Origin of the sequence: Synechococcus sp. MU1655 (genome assembly GCF_023630655.1) — a bacterium.
Taxonomy (GTDB): Bacteria; Cyanobacteriota; Cyanobacteriia; order PCC-6307; family Cyanobiaceae; genus Synechococcus_C.
Map to the genome: position 1 here is coordinate 1 of NZ_JAKUHK010000032.1, position 12,848 is coordinate 12,848.

13 protein-coding genes are annotated in these 12,848 nt (G+C 55.9%); 3 read left to right on the plus strand and 10 right to left on the minus strand.

The features are described 5' to 3' along the window. Positions 1-149 precede the first annotated feature (149 nt). The 4 genes from NCN04_RS02880 to NCN04_RS02895 form a co-directional block, all read right to left on the minus strand. Positions 150-635, minus strand: coding sequence for a hemagglutinin (locus NCN04_RS02880; RefSeq protein WP_250395126.1), 486 nt, complete (start codon positions 633-635; stop codon positions 150-152). A 36-nt stretch (positions 636-671) separates the two neighbouring features. Then, complete coding sequence (locus tag NCN04_RS02885) at positions 672-1,094, minus strand: OsmC family protein (protein WP_250395127.1); 423 nt, start codon at positions 1,092-1,094, stop codon at positions 672-674. A gap of 89 nt (positions 1,095-1,183) precedes the next feature. After that, entirely contained in the window at positions 1,184-1,993 is an 810-nt protein-coding gene (locus NCN04_RS02890; protein ID WP_250395128.1) for an HAD-IIB family hydrolase, read from the minus strand. Further along, positions 1,990-3,810, minus strand: a complete 1,821-nt coding sequence (locus NCN04_RS02895; RefSeq protein ID WP_250395129.1) for an alpha-amylase family glycosyl hydrolase — start codon at positions 3,808-3,810, stop codon at positions 1,990-1,992. Before NCN04_RS02895 ends, NCN04_RS02890 begins: the two co-directional genes overlap by 4 nt. 10 nt (positions 3,811-3,820) lie before the next feature. Between NCN04_RS02895 and NCN04_RS02900 the strand changes: the two genes are divergently transcribed. From NCN04_RS02900 to aroC, 3 genes are all read left to right on the plus strand, one after another. Beyond that, positions 3,821-5,101 carry a glycosyltransferase family protein gene (locus tag NCN04_RS02900; RefSeq protein ID WP_250395130.1) on the plus strand — a complete coding sequence of 427 codons (1,281 nt, stop codon included), beginning with the start codon at positions 3,821-3,823 and terminating at the stop codon, positions 5,099-5,101. Positions 5,102-5,168: 67 nt separating this feature from the next. After that, entirely contained in the window at positions 5,169-5,645 is a 477-nt protein-coding gene (locus tag NCN04_RS02905) for a cupin domain-containing protein (RefSeq protein WP_250395131.1), read from the plus strand. Between the two features lie 64 nt (positions 5,646-5,709). After that, positions 5,710-6,798, plus strand: coding sequence for a chorismate synthase (gene aroC, locus NCN04_RS02910; protein WP_250395132.1), 1,089 nt, complete (start codon positions 5,710-5,712; stop codon positions 6,796-6,798). Positions 6,799-6,810: 12 nt separating this feature from the next. Here the strand turns inward: aroC and NCN04_RS02915 are convergent, their stop codons facing one another. The 6 genes from NCN04_RS02915 to NCN04_RS02940 all read right to left on the minus strand — a co-directional run. Next, positions 6,811-7,422 carry a hypothetical protein gene (locus NCN04_RS02915; protein WP_250395133.1) on the minus strand — a complete coding sequence of 204 codons (612 nt, stop codon included), beginning with the start codon at positions 7,420-7,422 and terminating at the stop codon, positions 6,811-6,813. A 39-nt stretch (positions 7,423-7,461) separates the two neighbouring features. Beyond that, positions 7,462-8,112 (minus strand): bifunctional 4-hydroxy-2-oxoglutarate aldolase/2-dehydro-3-deoxy-phosphogluconate aldolase, encoded by a 651-nt coding sequence (locus NCN04_RS02920; protein WP_250395134.1) that lies wholly within the window; start codon positions 8,110-8,112, stop codon positions 7,462-7,464. Further along, on the minus strand, positions 8,087-9,940 hold the full coding sequence (gene ftsH3, locus NCN04_RS02925; RefSeq protein WP_186524521.1) for an ATP-dependent zinc metalloprotease FtsH3: 1,854 nt from the start codon (positions 9,938-9,940) through the stop codon (positions 8,087-8,089). The genes NCN04_RS02920 and ftsH3 overlap by 26 nt, the downstream gene beginning before the upstream one ends. A 45-nt stretch (positions 9,941-9,985) precedes the next feature. After that, on the minus strand, positions 9,986-11,155 hold the full coding sequence (gene sat, locus NCN04_RS02930; protein ID WP_250395135.1) for a sulfate adenylyltransferase: 1,170 nt from the start codon (positions 11,153-11,155) through the stop codon (positions 9,986-9,988). Between the two features lie 102 nt (positions 11,156-11,257). After that, the gene (locus tag NCN04_RS02935) at positions 11,258-12,079 is read right to left on the minus strand and encodes a photosystem II manganese-stabilizing polypeptide (protein ID WP_048347845.1); all 822 of its coding nucleotides are present in this window, start codon (positions 12,077-12,079) and stop codon (positions 11,258-11,260) included. 197 nt (positions 12,080-12,276) lie between these two features. After that, positions 12,277-12,848: phosphopantothenoylcysteine decarboxylase domain-containing protein (locus tag NCN04_RS02940; RefSeq protein WP_284498532.1), on the minus strand; the 572-nt coding region annotated here is incomplete at its 5' end.

Sequence of the window (12,848 nt, forward strand, 5' to 3'; positions counted from 1 at the left end):
ACCTGGCAGCTGCTGAGTCCACACCTGTGGCCCTTCAAGCACCTGCAATCGGTTGATTTGGAATCAATCCAAAGTTCAGATCAGCTGAACTAGAAAGCCCCCTCCCAAAAGGAGGGGGCTTTTTTGTGGCTTGGGCTTTGGAGCAGAACTCAATGAGAACGGCAGATGTGGCCGTCTTTCCAACTCCATACCCATGGAACAGAGGCTTGTGCCTGACGGAGATCTTCTCGCCCCTCCAAGCTCACAGGAATGAACTCAGTCTTGAAATCAAACTGGGGGTCACGCAGCGACTGGTTCAACACCATGCTCCCCGATTCACCAGATGTTGAGCGGTGATAGGTGCCTACTGGGATCTGAAGCGCACCCATCTCCCGGATCAGATGAATGACGTGATGGGACTGGTCCCAAGCCGGATTCAAAAGGACGAAGGTGCGCTGTCCCTCGAGCACCAAATTGTGATCCACTTGATGCTGGTGGACGTAGTACTGCTCAAATCCATTCGCATCGGGTGGTGACGTCGCCGCACCCCGGTGAACGACGACATCAGTTCCATTGGTTCCTGACACACCTGCATCGAAAAAAGTGACTGATGGTGTTTCACGAAAGACATGAATAGGTATGAATTGAAGTCTCATCAAAATCTCCTCACCTGAATGGCGTTGATAAAACAACTAGAGCGCCGTAGAACTTGCGTCGCTCCAGATCAAATCAATCGTGATTGAAGCGTCGAGGTTTCGTTTAACAGGGCAATCATTCGCGACCCGCTTCAACAAAGCCCTTTGTTCCTGACTTAAAGCAACAGGGAGGATGATCTGAGCTTGAAGGCTTTCAATGCGACGTGGTCCCGCGGTCGTCATTGTTTTTTCAACGACCACGTTGGCGTCAACGAGGTCCCAGCCGCGACGCCGTGCGGCGATTCCCATGATCGTCAAGATGCATGTGCCAAGCGCTGTCGCCAGAAGATCAGTCGGCGAAAAGGATTCACCAAGGCCGTCATGATCCGTTGGTGCATCGGTGTTGAGAACGGTGCCCGAGGGTCCGTGCTGAGCCGTGCAGTGCAAGTCACCGGTGTATCGGCATTGAATCGCTGTCATCCGTGCTTGATCATCTCTCTGATCAAGTCTGCTCCCCTTGCAAGAAGAGTTTCACTCGGTCTTTGTGGAAACAATCGATGTGCATGGCATCAGCACCGTGCATTGAGAACGTGCTGAAACACCACCTCTGCCCAGCCCTGAGCGTGGCAAGCAGGCGCTAACTGGTAGCGGCCTTGAGCGATCGCTTCAGCAAAAACTGGATGGGGACCATTCGCACCAGGCACAACAACGGAGAGATCACCAGCCTCAAGGAGGGGCTGGTCATTGGGAGAGTCACCCAAGGCGAGTACTCGCACAGGCGAGCCCCCACTGCGCTGCTTCAAAACCTCAAGCGCTCGACCCTTGCTGACATCTGCGCCGAGGAGATGCCCCATACGGTTGCCCTGAACCACAGCGAAACCAAGCCGGTTGGCGAGTTCTGGCAACCGTTGCCGAGCCGATGCGGAAGGGGGAACAAACGGCAAACTCCAACGCCTCGTACACGCCAACTGCAGCGCTTCACCCTGCAACCCAAGCAGGGCTGAAGCCTCTTGATCCGAAAGGGCGTCAATCGGTTGCAACGGCTCGCAGAGCAACGACTCAAGCTCAAGCAAAACAGGGCGAAGTTCAGCAACAGGGCATCCCAAAGCAAGCTCCCATGGCTCACCATCACTGGTTTCCCCATGAACAGCCCCTCCGTTTTCAACGATGAACGGATCCTTCAACCCAGCTGCAGCCCTGAAACTTTTCACCTCCTCGGCCGTTTTGCTCGTACAAGGAATCACGGGAATTCCCTGTAGCTGCAAGCCACGGATCGCCTCCCTTGCCGGCTCCCAGTTGTAGGCATGGTCCATCAGGGTCCCATCGAGATCGGTGACGACCCACCAGCGGATTGAGGACAGAGCATCTGTTGTCTTCATCGGGTTAACCAATGCACAGCAAACGGCTCAAGATCGAGAGCCGTTTGGCCCTCAACCAGAGAATGCCCGTTCAACACGTCATGCCAAACAGACCCTGTGGCGTTCGTAAGGGTGCTCAAAGGGAAACTGAGGCGAACATCACTGAAATTGTGAATCGCAAACAGAGTGCTTGCCCCTTCACCCCTTTGCAGAATCACCAGATCAGAGCGCCCTTCGCTCAGCACCGTCATTGGGGCAAAGGGATCTAAGGCCGCCTGGCCACGACGAACAGCCATCGCTTGTTGCAGTGACACCACCACCTGACTGGTATCGCTTTCGGAATCAGCCAACAAACGCTCTAAACGGTCGAGTTGAAATTGAGGACGGTTGAGATCGCGCCGATGACCGCTGAGGCGAAAGCGGGCATTGTCGTTAGGAGTTGCCAGTAAGGCAGGCAGATAGAACGCAGGCACACCGGGCAACGTCAACAGCAGCAGTTGCGTCAACAAAAAACGAGCACGTTGATGGTGTGATGGATCCCTCCCTGGAGCCGCCATGGCACTCCACCAGCTGATATTGATCTCATAGGGAACCTCCAGTCCATCCGCCAAGCGCCGGTGACTCACCAAGCCACCCCGCCGCTCGCATTGCTCCAGCAACTGAAGCAAACGAGCGGATTCCATTAAGCCTTCGAGCGGCCGCAAACCAATCCCGTCATGACAGGCGGTGAAATTGAGAAGGCCTGTCTCCGGAGGGAGCTGAGGCCAACGCGCCAGCCAGGAATTCAGCAGATCGGCACGACGACTGAGACATGCCTCGAGGACCAGAGGAGGTAAGGGGAAGTTGTAGGCGAGGTGCGCTTCTGAACCAGTGGTCAAGTAAGACAGATTTTCCTGCTCGGGGACATTCGTCTCCGTTACCACTACTCCCTGAGGACATCGCGACTCCAAGAGAAGACGCAACACTTCCACCAACCGATGGGCCTGAGGCTGATGGATGCAGTCACTAAAAGGCTCTTTCCAAACAAACCCCACCGCATCAAGCCGCAACCATTGGACCCCATAACTGCAAAAAAGATCGAGCAGGCGAGTGAACCCCAGCAACACCTCAGGCTCACGCCAATTCACATCCACTTGATCGGGCCCGAACGTGGTCCAGACCGTTTCTGGCCCCCGATCTGTTGCCAATGTGGTGAAGAGGGCTGAGCTTCGCGGGCGCACCACATTGTCCCAACAAGGGTTGGGAGCAGCAGCCAACACACATCGAGATCCAGGTTGCTCTCCCTTCAGGAAAGCCCGCACCCAAGGGTGAGACGCTGAAATGTGATTAAGAACCAGATCAGCCATCAACTGGCGACCTTCAGCCAACGCGGCCAAATCATTCCAATCGCCGAAGCGTTGCTCAATCTCCTCATGACTGGCAACAGCAAAACCTCCATCACTGGTTGAGCGCAAGAAGGGCAACACATGCACGACCGATGAGAGCCCGTTGAAATGCTTCTGGAGGAGGGCCTGCAAACAACGGAGCCCAGGCTGGTCATTAGCGCTCACCGTATCGGCGTAGGCAATCAACACACAACTCGAGGAATCCCAACGCGCACCCGTTGCCGTTGCATCTGCACCCCCAGCATCAAGCGACTCTGAAACGGCAATCTCTGACGCGGACTGCTCGGAATGCAGCAATTGCGACGACAGCAGATTGAGATCCTCCGAAGAATGGTGTTCATAGAGCTCCGTCAGAAGCGATGGCAACCCCTCATGCGCCATTAACAGCTTCGACACCGTGCCTTTGCCAAGTGCATCAGGTATGGAACAGAGCTCCGCAAATTGTTGTCGCATTGATCACCGCATGGATTTTCAGCAGGGATTAATCGCCACAATTCATGATTATGGGCTCGGGAAGCTGGACCTCCCAGACTTTCGTCGTCAGCTGAGGCAACGCCCAACGTCCTTGCTGATCCCGTGCCTCATGGAAGAATTCAGCCGACCTGCGCTCGGACTGATCCGTGAGGTGCTGGCAGAACTAAGCGGCCTCGAAGAACTTGTGATCGCGTTGTCTGCAGAGACCAGCGACGATGTCGCCGCTGCGGAAGCGTTCTTCGCTGACATGCCATTTCCGGTGCGCGTGCACTGGACTAATGGCCCTGCCGTTGCCGAATCACTGCAGTCTCTTCAGACCCTCGGCCTCAATGTGACCGGACCACCCGGGAAAGGCTGGGCTGTGTGGCAAGGACTTGGTGTGGCTTGCAGGAACGCTGAGATCGTTGGACTCTTTGATGCCGACATCCGCACCTTTTCACCGGCGTATCCCCAAAGAATGCTGCGACCGTTGCTGGATCCCTCTCTCGGTGTGGCTTACGTGAAAGCGTTTTACAGCCGTCTTTCGCTCGAGACCCAATCTCTCCACGGAAGGGCAACGCGCCTGTTTGTGGGTCCACTCCTCACCAGCCTGGAGCAGATTTTTGGCCCGATGCCTTACTTGCGCTATCTCCAATCCTTTCGCTACCCCTTAGCCGGCGAATTCGCGTTCACCAGAGATCTGGCCATGAATTTGCGCATTCCTTCCGACTGGGGACTCGAAATTGGTTTGCTTTCGGAGGTGTATCGCCATGTGGCTCCTCGGCGCATCGCCCAAGTGGATCTCGGCTTGTTTGATCACAAGCACAAAACCCTGGGCAATGCTCCTTCAGAGGGGTTGCAACGCATGGCCGGTGAAATTTTTGCCACGGTGCTTCGTGGACTCATGGAGCATGAGGGTCGGATGTTGTCTCCAGACCAAATCCCAACGCTTGAAGTGCTGTTCCGACGAGTGGGCGAAGACCGTGTCCAACAGTTTGGATTGGATTCAGCCATTAATCGTCTGCCTTACAACCGACACAGCGAGGAACTTGCTGTCCAAAGCTTCGCAACTTTGTTGCGTCCCAAAGTTGAGGACTTGATGGCAGCGCCAGTGGCCCATCAGCTCCCGAGCTGGTCGAGGTTGCTGTGCTGCACCGAACGCTTACAAGCAGACCTTGCCGAAGCAGGCCAAAAACGAAACATCACTGCAGCTCCCAACAGAACACCACGTCGTCATCACCATCGCCCCCTAATGGCCTGTCCACCGAGACGTCCTGCGACAGCGGCTTAAATTCAAGCCAAGCCAGAGGGCTCGTCCTAGGCCTGTTTCGCGATCACAAAAGAGGAGAATGAAGGGTATGAGCGAACGCAACCCTTCAGAAGTCGTTGAGAAGCTGGTAAAGGAATGGAAGCTGCAACCCCATCCGGAGGGCGGCTGGTATCGCGAGCTGCATCGCAGCCCTGTGCTTGTGGTTCGACCAGATCAACAGCAACGCTGTGCCATCAGCACAATCCTGTACCTCTTGGATGCAGGGTCGCTCAGTCGCTGGCACAGGGTCAGTCATGCCGATGAAGTTTGGACTCATCTACAAGGAGCTCCCCTGAGCCTTTGGTGCCTCAAGCCAGAGGCCGATCAGGCCACTCGAGAGGTGTTGTCGATGCATAACCCTGTTCAGGTGATTCCAGCGGATTACTGGCAGGCCGCCAAAGCCGAAGGTCCTTACAGCCTGGTGAGTTGCTGTGTTGGGCCTGGATTCAGCTTTGAAGATTTCACGATGCTGAGAGACCTCCCAGACAGAGAACGCCCAAAGGGAGCGCTTCCTGATCTGATCTGATCTGAGCGCATCAGAGCTCAACAGTGAACCCGACTCATTACGCTCATCCCAGCAGGGAGACAGCATGGGTAGCAGTTTCGGGGACCTGTTTCGGATCAGCACCTTTGGGGAATCCCATGGTGGAGGCGTCGGCGTCATTGTGGATGGCTGCCCGCCCAGGCTGAAATTAGATTTAGAAGCCATTCAGGCAGACCTCGACCGCAGACGTCCGGGGCAAAGTCGCATCACCACCCCAAGGAAAGAAGCCGACCAAGTTGAAATTCTCAGCGGCTTGCTCGATGGAGAGACCCTGGGCACACCGATTGCGATGGTGGTGCGCAACAAGGACCAACGACCTCAGGACTACAAAGACATGGAAGTGGCCTTTCGCCCCTCCCATGCCGATGCCACGTACCAGGCGAAGTACGGCATTCAGGCCCGCAGTGGCGGTGGCAGGGCCTCAGCACGGGAAACGATTGGACGTGTTGCTGCAGGCGCCATTGCAAGGCAGCTTCTAAGACAAGCCAATGGCACTGAAGTGATTGCCTGGGTGAAACGAATCCACGACCTGGAAGCGAGCGTTGATCCCAACTCAGTCACTCCCGAACAAGTGGAAAGCAATATCGTTCGTTGCCCTGATGCAAGGATGGCTGAACAAATGATTCAACGCATTGAAGCGATCGGCCAAGAGGGCGATTCCTGCGGCGGGGTCATTGAGTGCGTGGTGAGGCAAGCGAGCACGGGATTGGGAATGCCCGTGTTCGACAAGTTAGAAGCTGATCTCGCCAAAGCTGTGATGTCACTGCCCGCCACAAAGGGCTTTGAAATCGGATCGGGTTTTGCTGGCACGTTGCTGAAAGGCAGTGCCCACAACGATGCCTTCCTACCCACCCAGGATGGAACCTTGCATACGGCCACGAACTATTCCGGAGGCATTCAGGGAGGGATCAGCAATGGAGAACCGATTGTGATCCGAGTGGCCTTCAAACCAACGGCCACCATCCGTAAGGAGCAACAAACCATCAATGCAGCAGGAGAGGCGACCACGCTTTCAGCGAAAGGACGCCACGACCCTTGCGTCTTACCAAGAGCCGTTCCGATGGTGGAAGCCATGGTGTCCTTGGTGCTTGCCGATCACCTGCTCAGGCAGCAAGGGCAATGCAGCCTTTGGTGATCTGAAAGAGCCCTAGCTTCTAGCCGGAGACTTGATCCCACTGCTACTAGCCAACTGTGCTGCCGCTTTCGCCATACGGCCAGCCGTGGAACGCGTTGAAGTGGACTCAGTCACCGACTTACGGGCACGGCGCGCTTTACGAGGCTTTCCGACTGATGCCAAGGAGGTGGTAGACGTTTCCGTTGTCTTGGCCACCCGAGCTTTGGCCACCCGCGATGAGGAGGAAGCTCGTTTCGTTTTTGTTGCGGTCGTGGTGCGCGCAGCAGCAGCAGGCTTCTCGGCCTTCACCGCTTTGCTGGCTTTACTGGCTTTACTGGCTTGACGCGGTTTGGAGACTTGGCGATTGCGATGGCTCAACACCATCACCCATTCCTCATCCGTCAGGGCTGCGGGCTTGCTCCCATGCGCATTGGCCAACTTGGCCGCCTTCTCAATGTCTTCAATCAGATTGACCCAAGAGGTGGCAAAGCGCTTGTCGGACTGAGACCTTGCGCCGCTTTCAACCAAGGTCTCCACAACACCAGCTGCCGTGACCTTTTTACGGCGACGGTTAAAGATCTCTTTCTGCAATTGCGCGATCAGAGCATCCGCCTTGTCGCTCAGCTTGATGGATAACTGAGACATTCGAAATGAATTCACTATCCCATCTGTAGCAGATAAGACTCACGTCAACCAATGGCTTAGGTCGGCGATGGCGTTTGTTGTGCTGAGAACGCCACGACCGAGGGCAATCGCGTCGTAACCAGCCGATAACCACGGATCCAAGTCGGCCACACTCAACCCTCCGGCGGCAATCATGAAAGGCAGATCCCCCATTGGGGCGGAAATCTGCCGGTGATAATCGAGGCCCAGCACAACGGCTGGAAACAGTTTCACAACATGGCAACCAAGGACAACCGCCTGGCGAATTTCGGTTGGCGTCATCACACCAGGCACAAGACAACAGTTGTGTTGATGAGCCATTGAAACCAGGCCCTGATCCAAAAGCGGAGACATGGCGTAGGGCAAATCGAGATCGATCACGGCCTGGAGACCCCGTTGAGAGGTCACCGAAGCAACTCCCAGCTGAAGGGTGGGATGCCGAAGACGGATCGCCGTGATCAGAGCACTCCAACGGGAGTGATCCACCCAGGCAATTTCAATGTGATGGAGACCAAGCTCGACCAACTGATCGACGCGTTGACACAACAGTGACTGCAAAAACGGCCCAAGAAGATCGCTCTCCTTGGGCCGCAAAACAATGATGAGTGGTTGCTGGGCCAAAGAGGCCATCAACCACTGCTGACGATCAGACGTACTCAGCAATTCGTACATCGCGTCGGATCAAGAGATCCTGAAGTTCCTGTGAATCCACAGTTTCGCTTTCAACAAGCATTTCAGCGAGCTCATCAAGGACAGAACGGTTGTCGTTCAACACCTTGGTGGCACGGTGATAGGCGACGTCGACAAGATCAGACACCTCGGAATCAATCGTGGCTGCCGTGTCCTCAGAGAAATCACGTTCAGCAGCGATATCGCGACCCAAGAACATTCCACCTTGTGCACGGCCGAGGGCAACAGGGCCGAGCTTGTCGCTCATCCCAAAGCGGGTCACCATTTGACGGGCAACCGAAGCAACCTGCTGAAGATCGTTGGAAGCACCCGTTGTGACTTCGTCTTCTCCGTAAACAATTTCTTCTGCAACCCGACCACCCAAGGCCACGGCCATCTGATTTTGAAGATAGGTCCGTGAGTAAAGGCCAGATTCCATCCGTTCTTCGCTCGGGGTGAAGAAGGTCAAACCGCCAGCGTTCCCGCGGGGAATGATCGAAATCTTCTGCACGGCGTCGTAATCAGGCATCAGTGCACCCACCAGTGCATGGCCTGCTTCGTGATACGCCACAAGCCGCTTGCGGCGCTCGCTCATCACACGGTCTTTCTTCTCGGGGCCCACCATGATGCGCTCGATGGCATCACTGATTTCGTCATTGCTGACCTCAGTGAGTTGGCGACGCGCAGCAAGAATTGCGGCTTCATTGAGAAGGTTGGCCAGGTCTGCACCGGTGTAACCAGGGGTGCGGCGAGCCACCTTGTCGAGATCCACGTCCTTCGACAGGGTTTTACTGCGAGCATGAACGCCGAGAATCTGAAGACGGCCGGCGTAATCAGGACGGTCAACGGTGACTTGACGGTCGAAACGGCCTGGACGCATCAAGGCTGAATCCAACACGTCAGGGCGGTTGGTTGCAGCAATGATGATGATTCCGGTATTGCCTTCAAAGCCATCCATCTCCGTCAGGAGCTGGTTCAAGGTTTGCTCGCGCTCATCGTTGCCACCGCCGAGTCCAGCGCCACGCTGCCGGCCTACGGCATCGATCTCATCGATGAACACGATGCAGGGAGCATTTTTCTTGGCCTGCTCAAACAGGTCACGGACACGGCTGGCACCAACACCAACGAACATCTCAACGAACTCAGAGCCTGAGATTGAGAAGAAAGGCACTCCTGCTTCACCCGCCACGGCTTTGGCAAGCAAGGTTTTACCCGTGCCCGGAGGGCCAACAAGCAAACAACCCTTCGGAATTTTTGCTCCAACAGCCGTGAAGCGGTCTGGGTTCTTGAGGAAATCAACCACCTCAGTGAGCTCAAGCTTGGCGCCTTCGATTCCGGCAACATCACCGAAAGTGATCTGCGTGGTGGGTTCCATTTGAACCCTCGCCTTGCTCTTGCCGAAATTCATGGCTTGGTTTCCTCCACCACCGCCGCCGCCTTGGGCTCGACGGAACAGGAAGAACAGACCGCCAAGGAGCAAGAGCGGGAAGATCAAGCTGGTTGCCGCTTGCTGCCATGCGCCTGGCTGACGTGAAGGCTGCACAGCGATGTCAACGTTGTGATCCGTCAACATCTTCAGCAGATCCTTGTCCGGAGCAAGGTTCACCTCCGCACGACGACCATCGGTCTCAACAATCTGAGCGGTTCCACGGTCGGGAGACAACAAAACTCTGCTGACTTGATCTTCCTGAACGGATTCCACAAAGTCGCTGTACCGCAGCGTGCGAGCTGCCGTTGCAGGGTCTGGACGGTCAAGGAACGCCGTACCCACAACGATCACTACCACTACGAGCAGGACATAAAGCCCCACATTGCGCCAACGCTTGTTCAAGGTTCTTCGCCTCTGATGAAGGAATGTTAATAGAAATTGAAAAAATCAGGAGGCCCGAAGGACCTCAACCACGCTGCGGAACGCAAACCACTCCGGGATCTCCTCGCCACTACGAAGCATCTTGCGGAATTGGGTGCCGCTGAGCTTTTTGACATGCAGACCACGGGCCTCCGCATGTTCCGCAGTGACATACCCCTCTTCATCGGTAAAGACGAGATTTAGAGAGGGAACGGTCTCCATCGTCAGTTCAGGAGCACATTCTTTGGCGAAATTCTGCGCGTCATAAGGGCCATAAAAATCATCCCCGGAGAGGGAGGATTTACACCCAGCCATATCCCGGCCAATGATGAAGTGCGTGCAGCCGTAGTTCCGGCGAATGATCATGTGTTGCAGGGCTTCACGCGGACCTGCCATATGCATGGCATACGGCAGATAGGCCCAACGAATACTCGCGTTATCCACCTCTGCGGCCAGGCGTTCATAGGTCTGGAAGCGAACGGAGCCTGGAATATCGTCCTGCTGGGTGGGCCCACAGGTGGGGTGGACCAGCACGACGGCATTCTCGCTGACGTTTTGGGCGTGCAGTGCGCGGGTGAAGAGCTCGTAGTGGGCGCGATGAATGGGATTACGGCACTGGAATGCCACCACGTCTTCGCCGTCGGGGAGGCTGGCTCGGACCTCAGATGGCGTTTTGCAGGGGAAGACACGCTTCGGAAGCTCCAAGCCCTGAATCAGGCCCCCGAGATAGAAACGACGGCGCTCTGTGGCGATCATGCGCACCGCCGGGTGCTCTAGCGAGGTGGTGCCATAACAGCCTTTGGCCTCGACAACCTTGTCGGGTTCCCACTTATCTCCAACGGTGAGAACAGCCAGATCCTGACCTTTGTAGGTCAACAACACCTTGTCTCCAACCGCGACGTCTTCACGATCGGTATCCATCACAATCGGCAACCCGAACAGGTAGCCAGAGGTGGTGCGATGCCCGGCAACAACGGAGTCGTAGTCGGCCTGATGCATGAATCCCCGCTCTGGGGAAAATCCACCTACAACAAGCAGCTCAACATCACAGGCATTGCGATCAGAACATTCGATGCTTGTGGTGGCAGAAGCCTTCAGCGCTGCATGCTCAGGGGCTGACACCATCAAATCCACCAAAGTGCCTCCGTAAGGAGCAATCACCCCGGAGCGCTGCGAGGAAGAGGAAGTGGCAGTCATCGGCGATTCGTGTCTGGATCAGGGATGGCGAGATTCTCCCAGAAGACAGAAAAAAGGAGGGCCTGAGCCCTCCTTTTGAATCAATGCGTCTGAACTGGAAGGTCAAGCCTCCTCAAGACGACCGAAGACCTCTCCACTGATCTTCACGTCAACGATTTCGCGACCACCCATATCGGAATCGGAAGGTTGAATCGCCGAGAAGACGCCAGCAAATTCGCCGGTTTCAGGATCCACCTTGGTGATCGAAAAGCTCATCTCGCCTGTGCCATCGATGTAGCGCTTGACGTTTTCGCTCTCAAGCTCTTCGTAATCACCACCAAGTCCCACGAGTCCCTGGGGATAATCCACACCAGTGGTTAAGGCGCGACCCTTTGGATCGATGAAGTTGCTGGTGCGGTAGCTAGGTGTGCGGTAGGTGCCGTTGAAGTCGGTACTAGTTGTCAGAGCTGAACCGTCAGCCGTGGCTTGAAGGTTTTTGCTTGAGAAGGTGAAGGGGAATTCCTCACCACCAGGAACCAACACCGTGATCGGCTGGAAATCAATACCGCCTTTTTCGCTGAAGCTCAGGCCTTTGTCACCAACGACGAGATCGCCAAAGACTTCATCCAAGCTCGAGGTGTAGCGAGTGAGGATTTTGCCCTCAACGAATTGCGCCTCTTGACGCTTATTCGCGGGTTCGCCTTTGACAAAGACCCGAGAGGGATGCATACAGATCCCACGCAGTTCGTAACCGGAACCAGCCGTGAGGCTGATGGAGCCACGTGCCGAATCAGGAAGGGTGGGGCAATCATTGGCCTTGCCCGTATTGCGGATGTCGTCATAGGTGACGTTGGATCGATCTATGGCCTCAGCACCACCACTGCAGGCGGTTACAACAAAGAGACAGAGGGCTAGCACCAGGGCCAGCAGGGGACGGATGCGCATAGAAGAAAGCTGATAAGCCGGACGAAGACGGTATCCACCGATTTTTCGATCTTACAAGGCGAAAACGAGCGTTCCGGCAAGCCTTTTGCAGCTCTCAACAAGCCTTCGCGTTGCGGGTCGCAAAGGGAGGGTCTCGAAACCGTTGAACGGCCCAATTCAACAGTGACTGAGAACGCTCTTAAGCAATGATCAACGACTTAACTGCCTGAGACAACGTGCTGCGAATTGAGGGCATGCAGCGCTGGCAGTGGCAGGGCGGGCAATTGCAGGGCGATCTCATCCAGCAAGCGATTCGCGAGCTCAAGCTTGCATTGAGGCAAGAACGGGTCCTTTGTGCCATCGCGCCTTAGCAACCAGCCTCCGTTCCGATGCGAACCAAACCCCTGATTGGGCTGATCAATGGGATTCGCAAACAACAGGTCGCATTGTTTGGCAGAGAGTTTTTGACGCGCCCGTTCCAGCAGCGAATCAGCTTGACCACTGAGAGCAGCAAATCCCAAGAGCACTTGACCTGGGGGGCGGCGCTCAGCCAAACCGGCCAACAGATCGGGGACAGGCTCCATTTCGGCCGAAAGAACGCTGGCCAATGCGGCCTTCGCGGGCTTGTCAGGAGATGCACCACCACGCCGGCGCAGATCGGCCACCGCTGCCGCCATTGCCACCGCGTCCACGCCCGGTTGAAGATCCATCAGTGCCGACTCCATCGCTTGCGCTGACTCCACCGGATGGCAAGACACTCCCTCAAGCCAGGCATCTGGCAACTGCAAGG